This is a genomic window from Actinomadura sp. 6N118 (genome assembly GCF_044326415.1).
Classification (GTDB): Bacteria; Actinomycetota; Actinomycetes; order Streptosporangiales; family Streptosporangiaceae; genus Spirillospora.
Genome location: NZ_JBIRAZ010000045.1, coordinates 24049 through 43620, shown reverse-complemented (window position 1 = coordinate 43620; position 19572 = coordinate 24049). Strand labels below are relative to the sequence as shown.

21 protein-coding genes and 2 pseudogenes are annotated in these 19572 nt (G+C 67.2%); 10 read left to right on the top strand and 13 right to left on the bottom strand.

Annotation, left to right across the window (positions count from 1 at the left end):
• Positions 1-411: 411 nt before the first annotated feature.
• From ACH34W_RS53675 to ACH34W_RS53650, 6 genes and pseudogenes are all read left to right on the top strand, one after another.
• Positions 412-633, top strand: a pseudogene (locus ACH34W_RS53675) (transposase); the annotation flags it as partial.
• A gap of 378 nt (positions 634-1011) precedes the next feature.
• On the top strand, positions 1012-1410 hold the full coding sequence (locus ACH34W_RS53670; protein ID WP_395969033.1) for a hypothetical protein: 399 nt from the start codon (positions 1012-1014) through the stop codon (positions 1408-1410).
• Positions 1411-1615: 205 nt separating this feature from the next.
• On the top strand, positions 1616-1744 hold the full coding sequence (locus ACH34W_RS53665) for a DUF6924 domain-containing protein (protein WP_395969032.1): 129 nt from the start codon (positions 1616-1618) through the stop codon (positions 1742-1744).
• A 63-nt stretch (positions 1745-1807) separates the two neighbouring features.
• A protein-coding gene (locus ACH34W_RS53660; protein ID WP_395969036.1) for an IS5 family transposase occupies positions 1808-2604 on the top strand; the annotation gives its coding sequence in 2 pieces (ribosomal slippage) (positions 1808-2150 and positions 2150-2604; 798 coding nt in all).
• 78 nt (positions 2605-2682) lie between these two features.
• Entirely contained in the window at positions 2683-3375 is a 693-nt protein-coding gene (locus tag ACH34W_RS53655; RefSeq protein ID WP_395969031.1) for a response regulator transcription factor, read from the top strand.
• On the top strand, positions 3372-4823 hold the full coding sequence (locus ACH34W_RS53650) for an ATP-binding protein (protein ID WP_395969030.1): 1452 nt from the start codon (positions 3372-3374) through the stop codon (positions 4821-4823). Before ACH34W_RS53655 ends, ACH34W_RS53650 begins: the two co-directional genes overlap by 4 nt.
• A gap of 362 nt (positions 4824-5185) precedes the next feature.
• On the opposite strand, the gene ACH34W_RS53645 is transcribed toward ACH34W_RS53650, so the two are convergent.
• From ACH34W_RS53645 to ACH34W_RS53625, 5 genes and pseudogenes are all read right to left on the bottom strand, one after another.
• Positions 5186-7261, bottom strand: a complete 2076-nt coding sequence (locus ACH34W_RS53645) for an MMPL family transporter (RefSeq protein ID WP_395969035.1) — start codon at positions 7259-7261, stop codon at positions 5186-5188.
• A 157-nt stretch (positions 7262-7418) separates the two neighbouring features.
• Positions 7419-7646: a hypothetical protein gene (locus ACH34W_RS53640; protein WP_395969034.1), complete on the bottom strand. Its 228-nt coding sequence runs from the start codon at positions 7644-7646 to the stop codon at positions 7419-7421.
• A gap of 375 nt (positions 7647-8021) precedes the next feature.
• Positions 8022-8656: pseudogene (locus ACH34W_RS53635) on the bottom strand (transposase).
• Between the two features lie 151 nt (positions 8657-8807).
• The gene (locus ACH34W_RS53630; protein ID WP_395969029.1) at positions 8808-9923 is read right to left on the bottom strand and encodes an amidohydrolase family protein; all 1116 of its coding nucleotides are present in this window, start codon (positions 9921-9923) and stop codon (positions 8808-8810) included.
• Between the two features lie 131 nt (positions 9924-10054).
• Positions 10055-10312 (bottom strand): hypothetical protein, encoded by a 258-nt coding sequence (locus ACH34W_RS53625; protein WP_395969028.1) that lies wholly within the window; start codon positions 10310-10312, stop codon positions 10055-10057.
• A 600-nt stretch (positions 10313-10912) separates the two neighbouring features.
• Between ACH34W_RS53625 and ACH34W_RS53620 the strand changes: the two genes are divergently transcribed.
• Together ACH34W_RS53620 and ACH34W_RS53615 are read left to right on the top strand one after the other, a co-directional pair.
• Positions 10913-11521: a hypothetical protein gene (locus tag ACH34W_RS53620; RefSeq protein ID WP_395969027.1), complete on the top strand. Its 609-nt coding sequence runs from the start codon at positions 10913-10915 to the stop codon at positions 11519-11521.
• Between the two features lie 175 nt (positions 11522-11696).
• Complete coding sequence (locus ACH34W_RS53615; RefSeq protein WP_395969026.1) at positions 11697-11981, top strand: hypothetical protein; 285 nt, start codon at positions 11697-11699, stop codon at positions 11979-11981.
• On the opposite strand, the gene ACH34W_RS53610 is transcribed toward ACH34W_RS53615, so the two are convergent.
• The 5 genes from ACH34W_RS53610 to ACH34W_RS53590 form a co-directional block, all read right to left on the bottom strand.
• Positions 11954-12772, bottom strand: a complete 819-nt coding sequence (locus tag ACH34W_RS53610; RefSeq protein ID WP_395969025.1) for a phosphotransferase — start codon at positions 12770-12772, stop codon at positions 11954-11956. The genes ACH34W_RS53615 and ACH34W_RS53610 overlap by 28 nt on opposite strands.
• A gap of 48 nt (positions 12773-12820) precedes the next feature.
• A complete protein-coding gene (locus tag ACH34W_RS53605) occupies positions 12821-13291 on the bottom strand; it encodes a hypothetical protein (RefSeq protein ID WP_395969024.1) in 471 nt (156 codons plus the stop codon).
• Positions 13292-13444: 153 nt separating this feature from the next.
• Complete coding sequence (locus tag ACH34W_RS53600) at positions 13445-13663, bottom strand: hypothetical protein (protein ID WP_395969023.1); 219 nt, start codon at positions 13661-13663, stop codon at positions 13445-13447.
• Positions 13660-13911, bottom strand: a complete 252-nt coding sequence (locus tag ACH34W_RS53595; protein WP_395969022.1) for a hypothetical protein — start codon at positions 13909-13911, stop codon at positions 13660-13662. Before ACH34W_RS53595 ends, ACH34W_RS53600 begins: the two co-directional genes overlap by 4 nt.
• On the bottom strand, positions 13911-14360 hold the full coding sequence (locus ACH34W_RS53590) for a hypothetical protein (protein WP_395969021.1): 450 nt from the start codon (positions 14358-14360) through the stop codon (positions 13911-13913). The genes ACH34W_RS53595 and ACH34W_RS53590 overlap by 1 nt, the downstream gene beginning before the upstream one ends.
• 227 nt (positions 14361-14587) lie before the next feature.
• Here ACH34W_RS53590 and ACH34W_RS53585 point away from each other — a divergent pair, with 227 nt between their 5' ends.
• A complete protein-coding gene (locus ACH34W_RS53585; protein ID WP_395969020.1) occupies positions 14588-15829 on the top strand; it encodes a hypothetical protein in 1242 nt (413 codons plus the stop codon).
• Here the strand turns inward: ACH34W_RS53585 and ACH34W_RS53580 are convergent.
• Positions 15816-16517, bottom strand: coding sequence for an HAD family hydrolase (locus tag ACH34W_RS53580; RefSeq protein WP_395969019.1), 702 nt, complete (start codon positions 16515-16517; stop codon positions 15816-15818). The two genes, ACH34W_RS53585 and ACH34W_RS53580, sit on opposite strands and share 14 nt — an antisense overlap.
• Positions 16518-16998: 481 nt before the next feature.
• Between ACH34W_RS53580 and ACH34W_RS53575 the strand changes: the two genes are divergently transcribed.
• On the top strand, positions 16999-17844 hold the full coding sequence (locus ACH34W_RS53575; RefSeq protein ID WP_395969018.1) for an LLM class flavin-dependent oxidoreductase: 846 nt from the start codon (positions 16999-17001) through the stop codon (positions 17842-17844).
• 629 nt (positions 17845-18473) lie between these two features.
• Here ACH34W_RS53575 and ACH34W_RS53570 read toward each other — a convergent pair.
• A complete protein-coding gene (locus ACH34W_RS53570; RefSeq protein WP_395969017.1) occupies positions 18474-18872 on the bottom strand; it encodes a DUF3592 domain-containing protein in 399 nt (132 codons plus the stop codon).
• Positions 18873-19041: 169 nt separating this feature from the next.
• Positions 19042-19458: a DUF3592 domain-containing protein gene (locus tag ACH34W_RS53565; RefSeq protein ID WP_395969016.1), complete on the bottom strand. Its 417-nt coding sequence runs from the start codon at positions 19456-19458 to the stop codon at positions 19042-19044.
• Between the last annotated feature and the right edge of the window lie 114 nt (positions 19459-19572).

Below are 19572 nucleotides of genomic sequence, written 5' to 3'. Positions count from 1 at the left end.
GGGAACGGCCCTCCACCACCACAGCAGTGATCACCAAACGCCTCATCGACATCGCCAGAGACTGACGGCCCGCTCATTCCGATGTCTTGAGACACCCCATTCCTATGTCCTGAGCGAACACACCGCCACCCCGACAGAAAATGCCAGCTCAGAGGCCGGTTCCTGAAGATCAGGAACCGGCCTCTGATCGTTTGTCCGTGATTCGTCCGTGGGATTGAACGTCACCCCCCGGCACCGTCCGTGCCCCCGAAGGCACGAAACCCTTACTCCCCCTCAGCCTCAGCAGCGCGGTCGTTCAAACGTGACCACCCGCCCGTAGGGGCACTGCCCTGAAGAGGGGCGGGCTCCGGAGTGGAACCCGCCCCTCTTCGGCACTAACCGATCAGACGTCTAGCAGGCGGTGGAGGTCGGCGGCACTGGCTGCGCCGGCGCGGCATCACGCCACGCATCGCCCGCCGCGGCATCGAGTCCTCGACCCGCCTGGGCCGGCACCGCTGGGTGGTGGAACGCACGGTGTCCTGGCTGAGCGGCTGCCGTCGTCTGCATCGGCGCTACGAACGCAAACCCGAACACTTCCTGGCCTTCGTTGGCATCGCCGCCGCGCTCATCTGCCACCGCCGACTCACCAAATGAGATGTGTTCTAACGTCGAACCTAAACGCGCACGCCGGCTCACAGGCCAACCCCGCGTGAGTTCAGGACCCCACCCGTCCGAGAATCCGCGAACCCATGCGCTTTTAGGTGGGTCCAGGCTGCGGATCCAGTAGGCCCTCAGCACCAGACGCACGCCTTGAAGATAGCTCTCGGGGCCCTACCCCGCCTCTGATCCAGTACAGAGGATAGCGCAGAGGCAGAAAGGGCTCACGTCCTGGCAGGAGATGAACGGCTACACAAAGTGGGTCTAATACCCCTCTGGTACGGCTCAGAGCACTAGCGGCACGCCGAGAGGGACGGTCAGGATGACCCGAACTCTCTCGGCCATATCCCCCGAAACAAGAGAGGCAGAGCACTTATGACCACTCGACGCAGGATGCTGGGCACGCTGATGGCGGGAAGTATCGCCGCGGCGGCGCTCACCGTGGGAACCGCGATTCCGGCAGAGGCCAAGACGTCGAATTTCAGTCAGGCCGTCTCAGAAAGAGCCTACTTCTACAGCGGCAAATACCGCAAGACCAGCAGCCCCAAGAAGATCTGGCTCCAGGTCACGTACATCAAGAACAAGAGGGCCAACGCCTACGTCACCGTGGTCAATTGCAAATGGCCCCACAAGAACCTCGGCCCCACGAAGTACAAAATGAAGGTCGGCAAGAAGTACCAGCTCACCACCAAAACACTCAAGAAGGGCACGTGCTTCCAGATTAAGATGGGTCAGGGATATGCCGGCCACATCAAGGGGAAGCTGAGCTACTGAGCCGAGTTCCTGCACGCAGGCCTCCTGTCCGGATTTGGAGGCCCGCGCAACGGGGACCATGGACGACGGAAGACCCCGCTGGGCTGATTGGTCCTACGGACGCGTCCTGGCTCTGGTCCACATTGCGAAATGTGGACCAGAGCCAAAAGTCATGTCCGTAGAACCAGCCGCATTTCCACCACGGCGAGCCCCTGGGAGGCCTCCGATGAACCTGCTGCCGTCGAGCGACCTCGTACTGATGCTGCGCACCGACTTCTCCGATCAGGCGGCGTGGGAGGCCATCTGCGAGACGGTCAGGTCACCGGACGAGGAAGCCTGTGTCGGCGGCGTCTGACATCTCCCTGAACTAAGAAGTCATCTCATTTGGTGTGGCGTCGGTAATCTGCCGGTCGTGGAGATGGTTGAACGCTTGGTGCCGGATGAGTTGTGGGAGTTGTTTCAGCGGGTGGTGCTGCCTGCTCCAACACGGCCGCAGGGCGGTGGTCGGCGCCGGTATGGGGATCGTGAGGTGCTGGCGGCGATCATCTTTGTGGCGACCACCGGCTGCACGTGGCAGCAGCTGCCGCCGGTGTTCGGCCCGTCGGGCCCAACTGCACATCGGCGCTTTGCCGAGTGGAGCGCGGCACGAGTGTGGGCCAAGCTGCACCGGCTGGTGCTGGATGAGCTGGGCGCGCGCGGCGAGCTGGACTGGTCTCGGTGCGCGATCAACTCGGTCAGCGTCCGAGCGAGCAAAGGGGGGAGCTGACAGGCCCGAATCCTGTCGACCGCGGCGAGCGTGGGTCGAAAATCCATCTACTAGTCGACCGTGCCGGACTGCCCCTGTCTGTCGGAATCTCAGCAGCCAACACCCACGACAAACTCGCCCTGCAGCCCCTGGTGCAGGGCATCCCGCCGATCCGCTCACGGCGTGGCCCGCGCCGGCGCCGCCCCGGCAAACTGCACGGCGACAAGGGCTACGACTTCGCCGACCTGCGGCACTGGCTGCGCCGGCGCGGCATCACACCCCGCATCGCCCTCCGCGGCATCGAGTCCTCAGCCCGCCTGGGCCGGCACCGCTGGGTGGTGGAACGAACAGTGTCCTGGCTGAACGGCTACCGACGCCTGCACCGCCGCTACGAACGCAAACCCGAACACTTCCTGGCCTTCGTCGGCATCGCCGCCACCCTCATCTGCCAACGCCGACTCACCAAATGAGATGTCTTCTAATCCTGGCCTCAGGTTGATCGGGGACAATGAGCGGCAAAAGCATCGGCTGGAAGGGGGCGGGCTGGCGTGCGGATCATGATCGCGGATGATGAGAGGGCCATCCGTGAGTCGCTGGAGCGGGTGCTCCAGGTCGAGGGTTACGACACCAGCACCGTCGCCAACGGTCTCGCCGTGCTCGACGGGGTCGGTGGGGCCGGCGGTGACACGCTGGATCTGCTGATTCTCGACGTGATGATGCCCCGCCTCGGCGGGTTGGAGACCTGCCGGCGGTTGCGGGCCGCGGGTCGGGATCTGCCGGTGCTGATGCTGACCGCCCGTGACCAGGTCTCCGACCGGGTCGCGGGGCTGGACGCGGGCGCCGACGACTACCTGCCCAAGCCGTTCGCCACCGAGGAGTTGCTGGCCCGGGTGCGGGCCCTGCTGCGCCGGCGCACGCCGCCCGACGAGGAGTCGCAGATCCTGTCGTTCGCCGACGTCCGGCTCGATCCCGACAGGTTCGAGGCGTGGCGGGGCGGGCGGCCGCTGCGCCTGACCCGGACGGAGTTCTCCCTCCTGCAGGTCCTCATGCGCAACGCGACCAGGGTCTTGACCCGCGACGCGCTGTTCGAGGCGATCTGGGGCTTCGACATGAGCGCCACCGCCAACAACCTCCAGGTATACGTGAGCTACCTGCGCCGCAAGATGGAGGCCGAGGGTGAGCCGCGATTGATCTACACGCTGCGCGGCCTGGGATACACGTTGCGGGAGACTCCTCCGTGAGCAGGCCCACCGGCCGGGAACCGCGCCGGCTGACCCGATGGTGGCGCCAGCGGTCCCTACGGACCAGGCTGACGGTGATCGCGGCGACGGCCATCACGGTCAGCGTGTTCGTGGCCTTCCAGGTGGGCATCGAGCTACTGAACTGGGAGCTGCAGGACACCGCCAAGAATCAGCTACGCGCCGACTCCCGCGTCCTGGCGACGAACGCGGAGCGCGCCGGTCTGGCGCAGGTCCAGCTACCGCCGTATCCCGGATCCGGTCAGCTGGTGCGGGTCATCCTGCCCGACGGCTCGACCCGGACGCCGGCCGGCCAACCCGCGCTGCCCCCGGTCAGCGAGCACGCCGGGCGCGTGGCGCAGGGCGCGTCGGCCGACCTGATGGAGTCGAACGACAGCGACGGCTCCTTCATCTACACGCTGCGGGCGGGCGACGGCGCGGTCCAGGTGGCCCGCGTCGCCGCCGACGACGACAGTCCGATCACCGAGTTCGGGTTGGGCATGCTGCTGATCGGGCTGCTCTGCGTGGTCGGCGGCGCCCTTGTCGGACTGACCGTGGCGCGGACCGGGCTGGCACCGATCGACCGGCTGACCGCCGCCGCGGTACGTGTCGCGCACACCCGGGATCTCGACGCCGACATCCCGGATGAGGGCGGTGGGGAGATCCGGCGGCTGATCCAGTCGATCAACGACATGCTCGCCGCGCTCCGGGACTCCCGGCGGGCCCAGCGGCTGCTCGCCGAGGACGCCGCCCACGAGCTCAAGACCCCGCTCACCAGCCTGCGCCTCAACGTCGAGCTGCTGATCCGGCTCGATCGGCGCGGCACCCTGGACAGCGCACTGCCGGCGGAGAGCCGGACCCGGCTGCTCGACGATCTCGGCGCCCAGGTGGCCGAGTTGAGCGCCCTTGCCGCCGAGCTGACCGACCTGGCGCGCGGTGACGTCAGCGACGAGAGCACCGAGCTGCTCGACCTCGCCGACGTGGTGGTGGCCGCCGCGACCCGGGCGCGTTCCCGCGTGCCCGACATCGAGGTCGCGCTCGACGTGACCTCCGTGTGGGTGAGCGGGCGTCCCGCTGCGCTCCAGCGGGCGGTGCTCAACCTCATCGACAACGCCGGCAAGTGGTCCCCCGCGGACCAGCCGGTCCAGGTCCGGCTCCGTGCCGAGGGCGCGTCGGCGGTGCTCGAGGTCGACGACGCCGGGCCGGGCATCGACGCCGCCGACGTACAGCGGGTGTTCGACCGGTTCTACCGTGCCGACAGCGCCCGGGCGTTGCCGGGATCCGGTCTGGGGCTGTCGATCGTGCAGCGGGTCGTCGACGCCCACGGCGGCCGGGCCACCGTCGCCCGCTCCGCACGCGGTGGCGCGCTGCTTCGGGTCGAGCTTCCGGCCGCGGCCCCGCCCGCCTCGATCGCGCGGCTCACCGCCGGGGAGGACACCGCGGAGCGCTGACCCGCCCCGGCGGCGCGGCGCAGGACAAGGGACAGCGGCCCTCAGGCATGGCCCCGCGCGGCTCACCGTCGGGGCAGGACACGGTGCGCCGACCCCAGCCCCGGCCGCACGGCGCAGGACCAAAGGGCGGCGGCCGTCGGGCAATGGCCCGCGCGGCCCACCACCGGGCAGGACGCGATGCGCCGACCCAGCCCCGGCCGCACGGCGCAGGACAAGCGGCCCACCACCGGGCAGGACACCGCGATGCGCCGACCCCGGCCCCGGCGCGTGGCGCAGGACCAAAGGGCGGCGACCGTCGGGCCCATGAAAAGATCCGGGACGGGCCTGGGTCCCCGTCCCGGATCTCGTCCGTGCCGCCGCGCTCACCGTTGCAGCGCGGGCTCCTCGTCGTCGGCGAGCGGCTGTCGACCGTCCGGCAGCTCCGCCGCTGGACCGGACAGCCGGCTCGGCCACCAGATCCGCCGGCCGATCAGCAGGGTGAGGGCGGGCACCAGGACCGACCGCACCAGCAGGGCGTCGAGCAGCACGCCGAAGGCGACCAGGAACCCGACCTCGATCAGCATCACCAGCGGAAGCGTGGCGAGGACCGCGAACGTGGCCGCCAGGACCAGGCCTGCCGAGGTGATGACGCCACCGGTGGCGGAGAGGGCTTTGAGCATGCCCTCTCTGGTGCCCAGACGCACGGTCTCCTCCCGGGCCCGGCTGGCCAGGAAGATGTTGTAGTCGACGCCGAGCGCCACCAGGAACAGGAATGCCAGCAGCGGCACCGAGTAGTCGACGCCCTTGAACCCGAGGATCGTGTCGAAGACGAACACGCTGCCGCCGTAGGCTGCGGCGAATGAGACGATCACGGTGGCCATCAGGACCAGCGGGGCCACGATCGCTCGGAGCAGTAGCCCGAGGACGATCAGGACGACGGTGAGCACCAGCGGGATCACCAGCTTCTCGTCGCGGCTGGTGGTGACCTCGGTGTCGAGGTTCTCCGCGCTCGGCCCGCCGACGATCGCCTCCGCCCCGCTCACCGCGTGCACGGCGGTGCGCACCCGCTTGATCGTGTCGTACTCCGCGACGGTGTCCGGCGCGTCCTTCGGGAACACGGAGATGTTGGCCCAGCCACCGCTGGTCTGCTCCGGGATGGCCTGGGCCACACCGCGAGTGTCCTTGACGATGTCGAGCACCCGCTCCTGGTGCGCCGGCCGCGTGAAGATCGTCATCGGCTGGCCGCCGAGCTCCGGGAAGTGCTGGCGGAGAACGGTGAAGCCGGTGACCGACTCCGGCGCGGACAGGAACTGGTCCTGCTCACGCAGGGCGCCGGTGTTGCCCGCCAGCCCGATGGCGAGCACGCCGAGGACTCCGAGCGAGCTGAGCGCCGCCACCCACCGGCGGCGGTTGATGGCGGTGCCGAGCCGTCCCCACAGCCCCGGCTTCTCCTCCACAGCCGTGCTGAACCGCGGGATGGCCGGCCAGAAGATCCGCTTGCCGAGCACCACGAGCACCGCCGGGAACAGCGTCAGCATGGCCACCAGCGCGCACAGGATGCCGGCCGCGCCGATCGGGCCCAACCCGCTGGTGCTGTTCAGGTCCGCGACGAGCAGGCAGAGCAGGCCGGCGACCACGGTGGCCGCGGACGCGACGATGGCCGGCGCCGCACCGCGTAGCGCGTGGACCATCGCGACCCGGACGTTCTCATGGTGGTGCAGGGCTTCCCGATATCGAGCGATGAGCAACAGCGCGTAGTCCGTGCCGACGCCGAATACCAGGATCGTCAGCAGCGCCGAGTTCTGGTTGTTGACCACGATGCCGAAGCCCTTGACGAGCAGGTAGACGGTCCCCATCGCGGTCAGTGCGGCCGCGCCCACGGCCACGAGCGGGATGAGCCACAACACCGGGCTGCGGTAGGTGAGGATGAGCAGGAGCGTGACGACGACGAGGGTGGTGAGCAAGACCTGCACGTCGATGCCGTCGAAGACGGCATCCATGTCGCCGTCGATCGCGCCCGGGCCGGTCACGTCGAGTTCCAGGCCGGCGGGGCGGTCCTTCGCGGCGTCACGCAACGGGCCGACGATGTCCTCCGGTCCGCCGTAGGTCGTGCTCACCTCGAGGGTGAACATCATCGCCTTGCCGTCGGTGGAGGGGCTCGTCGGTGGGCCCTCGTCGTCCTCGCCGGCTGCCGCCGCCTTCGGCGGGTACCGCTTGGCAAGGGTGTTGTAGTGGCGCTTGACCGTCGCTCGGTCGGCGTCGGTCATGCCGCTGGCGCGGTGGTACACGAAGGCGAACGTGTTGTCGTCACCGCCGGGGAGACTGTCCTCCAGCACCGCCACCTTGGTGGACTCGGCACTGGCCGGCAGGGTGTCTACGGCGCTGTCGGTGGTGACCGAGCTCAACTTTCCGCTCAGCGGCACCATGCCCGCCGCCAGCACCAGCCACAAGCCAATCACCAACCACGGCACCCACCGACCGGCCAACCGACCGGCCGGCACTTTCCCGGGCGGCGCTGCGTTGACTGCCATCACTAGCCTCCTACATACGGGTTACATCGCTGATCTGATGCCTGCTTCCTACCGAGCGAACCTGAGACGACTGTTAATACGGTGCTCAGGCCGGTTGGCCGAACCAGGTGCCCAGCGCACGCACCAGTGCGGGGGCGTCGAGGTCCTGCCCGGTAGGCAAGGCCCAGGCGACACAGCCGTCGGGCCGGGATGAGTGCACCGCACTCGAACCTGGCGTGTGCCGCGCAGATGCTTGGACATCACAGCACCAGGACTTAACCGAGCGGCGCGAGCGGGAGTCGTCCGGGTTGGGTGCACCGGTCGTGGCGGCCATCGCACAGTTCGGGGGCTCCGCGGCGTCGGAGTGCTCCGTGAACGACAGCACCGACGGCGAGGGGGCGATGCCGCCGGGGCGGCGCAAGGGCTCTTGAATCCTCGCTCGTGAGGCCAGGCCACCCATCGCCCGTGGAAGGAAAGACGGGTGGCCCGCCTGGGGGTCTACCCCGGCGCCAGATGGCACTCGGGGTATTCGCCGACCATCAGCAGCTTGACATGAATCCATGTCAGCGCGTCTACGGCACCGCGGAACGGCCGCGCCCGAAGGCCGCCGCGTCGGAACCGGTAGTCCAGGTCGCACTTAACTACTACCTACATGGGCCTGCGAACTTGACGTTACAAGGGCACCCCTTAAAGCTCCTAACACGATCTCCTAGCGGGTCCAGTTGATCAGTCGGCGCCAGCAGATCAAGACGCAGGCAAGGCTGACCAGGTCGTCGTGGATGTCGAGGCGACGTTCCCAGCGGACGGCGAGGCGGCGGAACTGGTGCAGTAGAGCGAACGTCTGCTCCACGACGTGGAGCAGCTTGCCCAGACCCTTGATGCCGGTAGTTTTGGGCTTGGGGATGATCGGTTTGGTGCCGCGCTCGCGGCAGGCCTGCCGGAACGCTGCACTGCTGTAGGCCTTGTCGGCCAGCAAGGTGGCCAAGCGGCGTCGTGGCCGGCCGGGACGCCCGGCGATCGATGGGTAGCTGTCGAGCAGATCGAGGGCGCGTTTGATGTCGGGAACGTTCGCGCCGCTGGTCAGCACGTAGATAGGGGTGCCGTTGCCGTCACGCCGGCCTCTGTCCAGCGTTGCAGCCTGCGCCAGCAGGTCAGTCCGGAACCGAAGCCCAGCTCCTGCGGCAGATCCTCCCAGCCGATGCCGGTGTGCAGCCCGAACAGGATGCCCTGCAGGCACAACCGGTCGGGGACTGGCCGTGGTCCCGGCGCCTTCGCCGGCCCTGGTGGCAGCACCGGCTCAATCAGCTTCCACAACTCGTCGTCGACGACCCACGCCTCGCTCACGCCGACCCGAACGAGACTGATCTTCACCTCGCAACGCTGATCAGCATCGATTCAGCAGATCGTGTGAGGAGCTTTCACAGCCAAAGCATTCTCCACTTCTGCCGACGCCGGCGCGTCACTTCACGGGCATCATTCTGCCCGTCGGGACGTGTCAGACTTTCATTCCGAACAGTTTTTCCGCATTTCGGAACGCGATTTTCTCCTTGGCTTCGCGCGGCAAATCGACTCCCCGGAACCAGTCGGTTTGAACTTTCATGTTCGCAAACGGGTAGTCGGTTGCGAACATCACTCGATCCACACTTATGTACTTCAGCAGGAGATCGAGCAGTTCAGTCTGGGGGAATGCGCTGGTTGTGAACCAGAAATTGTCATGGAAATACTGCTCGAACGACTTGTCCAGGCTTTTCTCGGTCACTTCGCTCATCTTCTCCAAGATGCGTTTGTAGAAGAACGGGAGGCCCTCTCCCATATGGCCGATGATAATCTGGAGCTTGGGATGCCGGTCGAATACCCCAGAGGCGATCATTCGGATGCACTGAGTAACGACTTCCTGGTGCCATCCATATGCAGAGATGCTGAGAACCTGGTCCTGGAACTCCTTCTGATATTCCGGCCGCATATTGCTGTAGTAGATTTGGAAAACCTCGTCAGGCGGCAGGCCCGGATGGATGTATATCGGCTTACCCAGGGCTTCGGCGCGTGCCAGCAGGGGCTCAAAGTCGGGATGGTCGAGAAATTTCTTCCCGATGATTCCATTGGTCAAACATCCCAGGAAGCCGTCTTCCCGAACTGTGCGTTCCAGTTCGTCTGCCGAGGCCTCCGGATTCTGCAGCGGCAAGGTTGCAAATGCCTGAAACCGCCCCGGATAGGTGGCCATCGGTCCATCGACGAGCAGCTTGTTGAGACGATGCGCAAAATCGATGCCCTTCTTACCTGGGACGTTCTGCACGCCTGGCGTATGTGCGGAGAGGATTTGAACGTTGATCCCCGCCTCATCCATTGCACCGATGCGGCGTGGGCCGAGCTCGGCAAGACCAGTATCCTCGAGGAACAGCCTGTCGTTCAGCACCATCAACTCACGGGTGGAAAAGGTCTCTTCCGTGCCGATGAAGCGCAGGTCCTTGTCTCGCAGTGAAATGTCCGAAGCCTTGTCCGAAGTCTCGTTCTCGTTCGCTGTCGCGCAGGAGGCAATGGCATGCGTGGACAAGCCGGCACCAACGCCAACTGCCGTGGCGGTCAGAAAGCCGCGGCGCCCCATGGATTTCATGTCAGTCTCTCTCCAGGTGTTTGTGTGGTGCGGTATCCGTGCGGCATCCATCTGCCAGATACTTCAGATCGACCCTTCGTCGTTACCAGGCGCGCCCAGGTATCCACCCACGCCGCGTCCCCCTCTTCGACCTAGGCGCCGACCACGCCGGTCCCGCCGAAACGCTCCCAGCCGAGACCAGGGGTCTTCGCGTCCTGCTCGCGCACCGCGGCAGCGCCGCCCGGCGACACCGCGTACACGACGGCGTGGTGCGCGATGGCAACGTTCTCCGGTGCGAATTGGGTCCCGGTCAGGAACGCCGTCTTGGTCAGGCCCGGATCGATCATCTGGCACCGGTACTCGTCCGAGCCGCCACCCTCCGGCGGCGCGGGCGTGCAGACTCCGGCCATCCTCAGGTCGAGGAACCGCTCGCCGACACGCAGCGGCCGTGGTGGAGATGACGACCCGCCCGCGTGCGCGCTGTCCGGGCCGGCCGTGGCAGGCCCCGCACTGTTGTCAGCGTGCGACCCGCGGCGGCGACAGGGAACGCCGTCGCCAGCGCCATGGTGGCTGCCCCGAACCTCAACCGCCTGGGCGGCGCTTTCCCTGACGACGCTGCGTTGACTGCCATCACTAGCCTCCTACACGCGGGTTACCTCGCTTATCTGGATGCCTACTTGATACCGAGCGAACCTGAGACGACCGTTAGAAGTGCAGCACCGGCTCAATCAGCTTCCACAACTCGTCGTCGACGACCCACGCCTCGCTCACGCCGACCCGAACGAGACTGATCTTCACCTCGCAACGCTGATCAGCATCGATTCAGCACATCGTGTTAGGAGCTTTTAGGTCTTCGGAGGTTGAGGTCTCCGCTGCGATCGAGATGTTCGCCGTGCACCGGGCGTGCCGGGCCAGCTGAGCGGGCTCGGTGGGGCGGGAAAGTCACTCCGGGCGAGGTCGGACGGGTTCGCCGAACGGATGGATTCCGTGATCCAACTCGTCGTTGAATCATGGCGGAGATGTTCGCTGGTCAACACGCTGGCCGCTGCTTGAGCGTCGCGGCACTGCCTGCCATGGAGATGGCCGATGGCGTCCGTGAGGCCGACGAGCGAGCTGATGAGATTCGTGACTACGCCGGTGGCGCCGGATCGGAGTTGGCCGACGAGGGCGATGAGGCGTGCAGCGGTGCGCAGGTCATTTCCAGCCGGCGTCGCCGGAGGAACGCGGCCATAGGGCATCCGGGCAGCGCGATCGTAGGCGTCGGCGGCTTGTCGCAGATGCTGGTTGCCCGTGGCCCGGGCAGCGGCGTGAAGAACATCGGCGGCTGCCCAGCAGGCATCACGTGCTGCGTACGGGTCGATGACCGTGCAGCGGCGGATCTGAGCGGTGGCGTAGGCAGCGGCACGGGCGGCGTCGTCATAGATCGCCTGGCGTTCTTCGCGACTAAAGTCAGCATCGGCGAGGCGGGCACTCGGAACGCGAAGGTCATCGTGCCATCTCCGTTGCAGGCGCGGCCAGGTGAGATCGTCGGCGAGACGTCCACCGGTGTACCAGATGGGACTTCCGTCGCTGTCGGAGTGCTCGGGCAAGCCGACTGCGTAGCCGGTGATCTGGTCTGAGTCGATGCTGCTGAACCGTTGGCGGATCAGCAGCCCGCTCTGGTGGAGTCGTTCGAAGAACTCCTCAGCGGTCCGTGCCTGGTCCGCCGCCTGGCGGACGATGGTCCGCAACACGGCTTTCGCGGACTGGCCGGACAGATGCCGTCCGGATACCCCGCAAGGAAGCGTGGGGCGCATGACCGCCCCTGTGCAGCGCGACGAAGCATGGTTCGCCGCCGCCTCCTCCGAGGACAGGTTCCGCGCGTACGAGGCGGGCGAGCTGGCGATGCTGCTCACCACCGCCCCGCCCACGAAGACCACGGCCACGCCACCGGCCGGGCAGCTCAACGAGGGCGCCCTCCGCACGCTGGCCCCCGAGAGGATCGTCGAAGCGTACGAGGCCGGCCGCCTCGATTTCGTGCTCGGGCGTATCTCCGGTACGGCGCAAGTCGATCAGGACGCGGATGTGTCTGCCCTGTAGAGGGCCCAGTGCTGGGCAGCTCGTACGACTGCGCGGGCCCAGGGGTGGGTGTAGGTCCAGAAGGCTTGCAGCCACGTCACCGCGACCGTTCGCGCGTAGTGGTCGATGGCCTTGGGCTCGGCATCGCGCCAGGCGGCCAGGTCGTGAACTACGGCTTCGGCTTCGGGCGGCGTGTGCCCGCACGCGATCAAGTTGATGACCAGGTCCGCGGGGTTGACGAACGCTGCACCGCGGCTGGCCATGGCCCAGTCGACCACGGCAACGGCGTGCGGGCCGACGAGGAGATTGCCGGGGTTGAGGTCGGTGTGCAGGATCGTGGTCCCGGCCAGGACGGGGAGTTGGCGGGGGTCGGCTGCGTAGGCCGACCAGCGGGCCTCGAACCACTTCAGCGGGACCTCGTCCGGGCACGACAGCGCGTCCAGGGCCGCGATCGTTTTCACCACTGCGGGCAGGTCGGGGGAGCCTGGCGCGTAGTTGGCGCGCCGGCCCTCGACGTAGTCGAACCCCAGGAGTCGCCAGCCCGCTGCGGTGATGTCGCACACCAACTCGGGCGCAACGGCGGTCACGTGGGGGGCGATGGCCGCCTCGCGGTCCAGGTCACCGACAGCCCGCAGATTGTCAGCCGAGGCGCCCTTGAGGAACAAGCGCTGCGCGCCCTTGGTGTGGACGGTGACGGCCAGCGCCGAACGGCGCCCCTCCGGACTCGGTTCGGCCTTGCTCACTGGGCCGATCTGGTCTTGTACCGCTTCGTGCAGCAAGGAGGGCAGGCTCCCCCACTCGATTCGGTCCATGTGGGAGAGCCTGCCATCCGATCGTGATCCGGTAGACACGAACACTTCCTAACTGACGTCCTCCTCATCGTTCTCGGCCGCCGCGACACACGGGTTGGGCGGGCAGCAGGGGTACAGGGCGCCGGTCCAGAACGACTCCTCGACCTCGTAGCCGGAGGCGTACATGACGGGGAGGGTGCGCGCGATCGTCTCGGCGTCCATGACATTGCCGGGCGCGGGCGGGACGTGGTGGAAGTAGCGGCCGAACTGCTCCTGGCAGAAGGCCGTGTACTCCTGGCTGTGCAGGATGAACGCATGCCAGCCGGGGTCCACCGAGTCACTCATCCCGAGCCGGACGGTCGGGTTCTCAGCGCACGCGTTGAGCCAGACGAGCGTCTGTTCGATCACGCTCTCGGCGTACGGGCGGGTGACGGACTGGTGCTTCTCCACATAAGCGGAGAGCTTCTCGAACAGCTCGGGAGTGACCAGGTGCCGGCCCTTCTTCCGGTCGGTGGTCACCCGTTCAGGGGCGATGGTCATGTGAGACTCCTCCTCACGGAACCGAGTGGTTCCTTCCACTGGTGGGCGTGGCGGCCGCGGGCTGTTGGGGTAAGAACCGCAGCCGCCACGCGTTGGGGTCCCGCTGCCCCAGATCCCCGCACGCTTCGGATCAGCCGGGGCAGCGGGACGTCTTTAGACCCCCGACTTTTGCGCCGCCTGCTCGCGTTCGCGTTGCCGCGCGGCGGCGCGCTCGATGATGGAGCCGTACGCAGCGATCTTGTTGTTGTCCTGTCGTCGCCCCAACAACCAGTACTGCTTGTCGGTGACGACCTCGTCGAGCAGCAGGTTGTAGGCCGCGAGCGCCTCACACAGGTCCCTGGTCCGCTCAGGCGGAAGCTTCTCCTTGGTCACCGCTCCTCACCTTCTGGCCGCTCGCCCATCGCGGGCGCCATCTCGGGGCGGGCGGGCTGCCAGGCCGCCCCGCCGTCGTCGTCCAACTCGTCATCCCAGCCGAGCGGAGCCGCCGCGATCAGCAGATGACGGCCCTCCTCACGCGCACCCGGATCACCGTCTAGCCCCCGGATCACCAGCACCCACATCTCCCGACCGACCGCGATCTCATCGCCGCCGACATAGGTCGCGTACGTCGAGCCAGACATCACCGCGCCCCATCACGAGCGACCAGCGCCCCCAGTAGCCGCCGCCCCAGGCCGCGAGGCGCACGATGCGACCGCCGAGACGCCCCAGACGCGCGAGACGGCGAGTTGGAAGGCGCACCGGTCGCGGGGGACTGTTGGGGACAGCGTTGAGCCGCGACCGCCACGCCGGTCTCTGGGGGTGCCGGAACCCACTCCGGCGCGAAGCCCTCAAGCGGAGCTTGGACGGCCGCACGGCGTGGGGCGCCCAGCTCCTCCAGGCACCGGCCGAGCGCTGCGGGAGTCCCGGCCTTGATGAGCCGTTGACGGCCCGGCGCGATCGCCCACCACTCCCCGGTGAACTCCCCGAACCACGCGCACACGCCCGGGAACCGGCGGCGCAACTCCGCGACCAACCGCTCAGGATCGATGTCCACGCTCGCCCACGGCGGGTGTTCAGATACCTTGCTCACAGTCGGACCTCCAGTATCCGGCGAGGCCCCGGAACCCCCGGTGTTCGCGCACCGGACCGGGGTCGTCCATGTCTCTGGCTGGAGCGCGTACCGCGCGTTGCCGGCCCGCGCCCCACTGGCCTCAGTCAAACCGCGTCATGCGACACCAAGACAGTGGAGAATGGCGGAGTAGGACCCGGAGACAAAGTCTCTTGGTACCCCCGGCTTCGACCGCGAGGTGTACGCCGATGACCGACAAGCCGCGCCCCACGTGGGCCATCCGCCTCCAGGCCGAACGCCAAGCACGCGGCTGGGGCAAATACGAGATGGCGCGTCAACTGATGCGCGCGGCCGGGCTCAAACAAGGCAAAGTCGCCAACCTCGCTCGCCAGATCCTCGACTGGGAAAAGGGCCTGCATTTCCCCCGAGACTGGGCCGACGCCTACGCCACTGCGTTCGAGATCGACTTGGCTGAGTTGTTCGGCCCTGGAATGGACGCTCAGACGTCAGCGAACCCCGATGGCTCCACTCATCCCTTGCCCCTGCTCCTCTCACCCCCCTCAGCCGAGGTTGAGTCTCCCCGCCCGCTGACGGTCAAGGGGGTTGAAGCGCTGCTCGGCAGGCTGTACCGACTCGACGACGAGTTCGGCGGAAACGAGCTGTGCCACGTGATCGAGGGACAGGTTCTCGCGGCCTTCCGGCTGTTCAACGATGCGTCACTCAAACTCCAGACCGAGCACCGGCTCCTGACGGCGGTGGCCGGGCTGACCCAGATGGCTGGATGGCTGTCGATCGACGCCACAAGGCACGGGGACGCCTCCCGTTACCTGTCCGCGACGGTGTACGCCGCACACGAGATCGATGACTTGGGCTTGGCCGCGCACGCCATGGGTTACATGAGCCTGCACGCCTTCTATCGCGACCGGCCCCAGCGGGCGCGCGCCCTGGCCGATGCCGCCCTCAGCCTCGCCCGCGCCGAGGCGACTCCCCGCACCTCTGCCACTCTGCACAACCGCGCGGCGCGGGCGTACGCCCGGCTTGGAGCCGTCGACGCATCCCGCGAACATCTCGACCTCGCTGCCACCATCTACGCCTGTGATGAGACCCACGACGAGCCTCAATGGACCGCCTACGTCAGCGAAGTCGAGATTGCAGCGCAGCGCGGCGCGTGCCTGCTGGATCTATCGCTAAAGGAGTTGCTGCCCCCAGTTGAGGCCGTCGATGCGCTCACGGACGCGGTTGCCCTCGCTGAGGCCACTTCACCGGACCATGCCCGCGACCTCGCCCACTACAAGACGCGGCTTGCGACCGCTCATCTCCTCCAGGACGAGCCGGAGCAGGCGGCCCGCGTAGCGGCCGAAGCGTACGACCTTGCGACGCGGATCGGGTCGGCGCGCATCGACGAGCGGTTCGCCGAACTGGTGGCACGGATGCAGCCCTATGACGTGCCGGAGGTGCGGGCGTTGGTGGATCGGGTCACGACCGGCTGACGTCGAGCACCGCCCGGACAACGGCGTCGGTATCGGTCAGGGATTCGAGGACCAGCTCCGCGCCGACGGCCCGCAAGTCCGTTGCGTTGCTGGCTCCGGAGGCCACCGCGACGATACGGGCGCCTCCTTGGTGTCCGGCGGCTACGTCGTTCGGGGTGTCACCGATCAGGACCGTGGTGGAGGCGTTGAACGTCTCGCCGTACTTGCGCCTCGCGCGTGTTTGGGCGAGCTTCACCAGGGGCGGCCGCTCAACGTCGTCCAGGCCGTACGCGCCGACCTCGAAGTCAACAAAGTCGTCCAGCCCGAACGCAACCAGCTTGCACACCGCGATCGGGTTCATGTTGCCGGTCAGCACCGACTGAATCACGTCGGCCCGGCGGGCGAGCGTCTCCATGGCGTCCCGCGCTCCCGGCAGGATTCGCCCGCGCGTCCTGATGTCGCTCTGCCGCGCCGAGAACGCCTCGGCCAGCGTTTCGGCGAAGGTCCGCATGATCTCGTCCGTGGGGGCGATGCCGTGAAGTCGCAGAGTCTCGGCGGTGATCGCGCGGTCGGTGCGGCCGGTCATGTCCGCGAGCTTGTCCAACGGGCGGCCGGTGACTTGATGGAACACCTCCGCGTAGATCTCGCCGCTGAGTCCGCCGATGCTGATCAGCGTGTGGTCTATGTCCCAGAGCACCAGGATGCGCACGCACGAATCGTAGGCGAAGCGCCATGCGGCAGCGCAGCCGCTCGCTACGCGATGCACTGGCGCCCCGCCGCGCTCATGCTGAGGGAGACGGGGCGCCTGTCTCATTCAAGGTCAGCCTGTCCAGTCGATCGGGAACGGGTTGATCCGGTCGTAGCCGCGGAGCGCACTTGAGGGAGTGAGCCGCAGTCGCCGCGAAACTGTCGTGCTGTCGGGTCGCTGACGCTCGGTGTCCCGGAAAGTTCTTTAAAGAAATCCGGGAGACGGTGTCGGATCGGGGCGGTGCTGTTCGTAGCAGGGGTGAGGCCGTCCACACGGGCGGCGCCAAGGCAAGGGGTCCGCGATCATGAAGCTGACGGCCATGACGCAGGTCACTGTCGATGGATTGAGGCGGGGAACGGTCTATCGCCCAGCCGGACCCCAGCAGTAGGCAACTGACCGAAGCGTGTGACAGAGCAGGACCGCAAGCCCATCCCTAGAACTGATGAGGACAGGAACGATGACCGATTCGACGGCAACTGGTGGAACCAGACCCTTCCGATTCGGGGTCGTTGCCCCGCTCACAACTGACCTGCCGACGTGGCGAGACCGGGTGCGCCGTATCGCCGACAGTGGCTACTCCACGCTGCTGATGCCCGACGTCCCGCAATGGCAGCCGGCGCCTGCCCCCACGCTGGCCGTCGCGGCCACCCTTACCGACCTGCGGGTGGGCACGTGGGTGTACGCCTCCCCGCTGCGGCCGGCTTGGAGCACCGCGTGGGAAGCGCACTCGCTGTCGGTGCTCACCGACGGTCGCTTCGAGATGGGCATCGGCACCGGCAGGCCCGGCATCGAAGACGAACTCCGCGAACTGGGACTGCCCGTCGCACCACCGAGTGAGCGGCTGACCCAGGTGCGTGAGACCGTCACGGCGCTGCGAGATCTCGACGGCCCCGACGTGCACACGCCGGTGGTGATGGCCGTGCGCGGGCCAAGGGCCCAGGCACTGGCGGCCGGCCTGGCGGACACGGTCGCCTTCGCACTGATGCCGGGAGACGACCGGGACGAAATCACCAAGGTGGTACGCGACTTCCGCGCCGTCCGAGACCTCGAACTCGCGCAGCACGTGGCGGTGATCGGCGACGCTGTCGCACCGTTCATGGCATCCCCCGACACCGACCCTGCCGCACTTCACGCGGCGGACTCACTGGCGGTGCTTCCGGATGACCCCACGGCCGCCGCCGAGGAGATCCACCGGCGACGGGAGGAGATCGGCTTCTCCTACTTCGTCGTCGGCGCCGACTTCGCCGACACGCTCGCTCCAGTCGTGGCAGAGCTGGCTGGACACTAGGCGCGGCGCGGGCCAGCTGACAGATCGCTGGACGGGCAACGGCACGTCGGCGCCGAGGCCCGCAGGCCCTGCCCGGGGTGGTGCCCAAACTCAGCGACACTTGGACCCAACGATCACCAACCGGTGCCCGAACCCACCAACAAACGGTGCTCGTACTCGTACTCGTCGGCATAGCCAACCTACCCATGGTGCCCCGGCTTACCTACCGCCGCTATCAGCACGAGAACCCTTCATGCTGCCCGTCCCCATGTGGCCGACCACCCACCCGTTGATACCACTCCGGACGGATACTCAAGATCGCCATCAAGAGCACAGTCGCGGCATGAGCGGATGTCCCGTTTGACGTCTTCGCAAGCTGAATGAGCACGCTTGGCCGACGACATGTCGGGATCGGTGTCGTGCTGCCGGAACGGGCCACAGCGGTTGATCTAAAGCCGTCAGGCGCGTTAGCTGACAGCGGCCAGTTCAGATTCCCCACGTACGGGCAGTTGCGATGGCACTCTCCGTTGTGGTTCGGTTCGGTCCGACAGCCTTGCCGAGACACGGCACGACGTTGCTTTCCAGTACCGGCGGCGGTGGAGGGCGCTTATCGGAACCATGGCTGCCGTCCGGGCCTGTGGGGGAACGTCCTAGCCCAACATCAGGCCGAAGATGCCGGCGAGCAGCCAGAACGATCCGAGGCCGACGGTCATCCAGGCGATCTGGTAGCCGCGCAGCCCCTTCTTGTCGATCCGGGCGCGGGTGGGCTTGTTGGGGTCGTACATCACGGTGATGTCATCACCTACCCCGACGTCCGTCCGGCCGGCTTGACCCAGGTGCGCCTCGGCGGTCACCGGCCTCCCCTCGAGGGTCTGGAACTCGAACTCGACCCGGCGCGAGTCGGACTCGTGCGTCCGCGCACCCTTGAAGGTCATGACCTTGCCCGGCACCCGGACCGCGCGTTTGGTGAACCAGCACGCCCGGAGCAACAGGAACACACCGAGCGCGAAGACGGGCACGCCTGGACAGATATAGAACCACTGTTCCATATCTGTATCGCCTCTTAGAGGGAGGTGTAGAGCGCGTACAGGGCGCGAGTACCAGGGCGGCGAGGTTGCCGCGGATGATCCGGCTGGTATCGGCTGGTAACGGCTTTCGAGACGGAGGCGTGGCCCGCTGCTCGGGCCGTTGGCGGCCTGGTTGCGGAGGGCGTACGGGTCAGATCGTGCCTTCGGGGCCGAGTAGCAGGGCCAGGATGATGCCGAGCATGATGAGAAGGCCGAAGCCGATGAGGACTCGGCCGACCCAACCGCCCCGCATCGACGTGCCTTCGATGTAGGCCAGGGTGGGCTTGTTGGGGTCGTACAGGACTGTGACCGGGCTCCCCTGACGAAGCCTGGGCTGCGACACGATGTCGCCGCCCTTGGTCGTGATCTCGCGCCCGTCCTCGGTGATGAACTCGACGGTCGCGTCCCGGGTGCTGTTCCCGTCGTCCCCATGGAAGACATCGAGCTTGGTGATCCGCCCGGAGACGCGCACCGCGCGGGCACGGAACAGCCAGGACCTGGCCAGCAGGACGATCCCGGCCAAGACGAGGCACGCCCCGAAGACCACGATGTACGACAGCTCGTCCAAGCAACTCTCCCAGTCGCCGGTGCGGCCCGTCGGCCGGTCCGTCCGCAGCAGGCTACAGAGCCCTGCGGCCTCCGGCACGCCGAGGCACCACCGGCGCAAACCGCTGCCGAACAT

What these genes read in the sequence shown, in the direction of transcription:
- ACH34W_RS53670 (WP_395969033.1), top strand. Translation starts at nt 1,012, where the DNA reads ATGACCACTCGACGCAGGATGCTGGGCACGCTGATGGCGGGAAGTATC.
- ACH34W_RS53665 (WP_395969032.1), top strand. Translation starts at nt 1,616, where the DNA reads ATGAACCTGCTGCCGTCGAGCGACCTCGTACTGATGCTGCGCACCGAC.
- ACH34W_RS53640 (WP_395969034.1), bottom strand. Translation starts at nt 7,646, where the DNA reads ATGGCCGCCACGACCGGTGCACCCAACCCGGACGACTCCCGCTCGCGC.
- ACH34W_RS53630 (WP_395969029.1), bottom strand. Translation starts at nt 9,923, where the DNA reads ATGAAATCCATGGGGCGCCGCGGCTTTCTGACCGCCACGGCAGTTGGC.
- ACH34W_RS53625 (WP_395969028.1), bottom strand. Translation starts at nt 10,312, where the DNA reads ATGGCCGGAGTCTGCACGCCCGCGCCGCCGGAGGGTGGCGGCTCGGAC.
- ACH34W_RS53620 (WP_395969027.1), top strand. Translation starts at nt 10,913, where the DNA reads ATGGCGGAGATGTTCGCTGGTCAACACGCTGGCCGCTGCTTGAGCGTC.
- ACH34W_RS53615 (WP_395969026.1), top strand. Translation starts at nt 11,697, where the DNA reads ATGACCGCCCCTGTGCAGCGCGACGAAGCATGGTTCGCCGCCGCCTCC.
- ACH34W_RS53610 (WP_395969025.1), bottom strand. Translation starts at nt 12,772, where the DNA reads ATGGACCGAATCGAGTGGGGGAGCCTGCCCTCCTTGCTGCACGAAGCG.
- ACH34W_RS53605 (WP_395969024.1), bottom strand. Translation starts at nt 13,291, where the DNA reads ATGACCATCGCCCCTGAACGGGTGACCACCGACCGGAAGAAGGGCCGG.
- ACH34W_RS53595 (WP_395969022.1), bottom strand. Translation starts at nt 13,911, where the DNA reads ATGTCTGGCTCGACGTACGCGACCTATGTCGGCGGCGATGAGATCGCG.
- ACH34W_RS53585 (WP_395969020.1), top strand. Translation starts at nt 14,588, where the DNA reads ATGACCGACAAGCCGCGCCCCACGTGGGCCATCCGCCTCCAGGCCGAA.
- ACH34W_RS53575 (WP_395969018.1), top strand. Translation starts at nt 16,999, where the DNA reads ATGAGGACAGGAACGATGACCGATTCGACGGCAACTGGTGGAACCAGA.
- ACH34W_RS53570 (WP_395969017.1), bottom strand. Translation starts at nt 18,872, where the DNA reads ATGGAACAGTGGTTCTATATCTGTCCAGGCGTGCCCGTCTTCGCGCTC.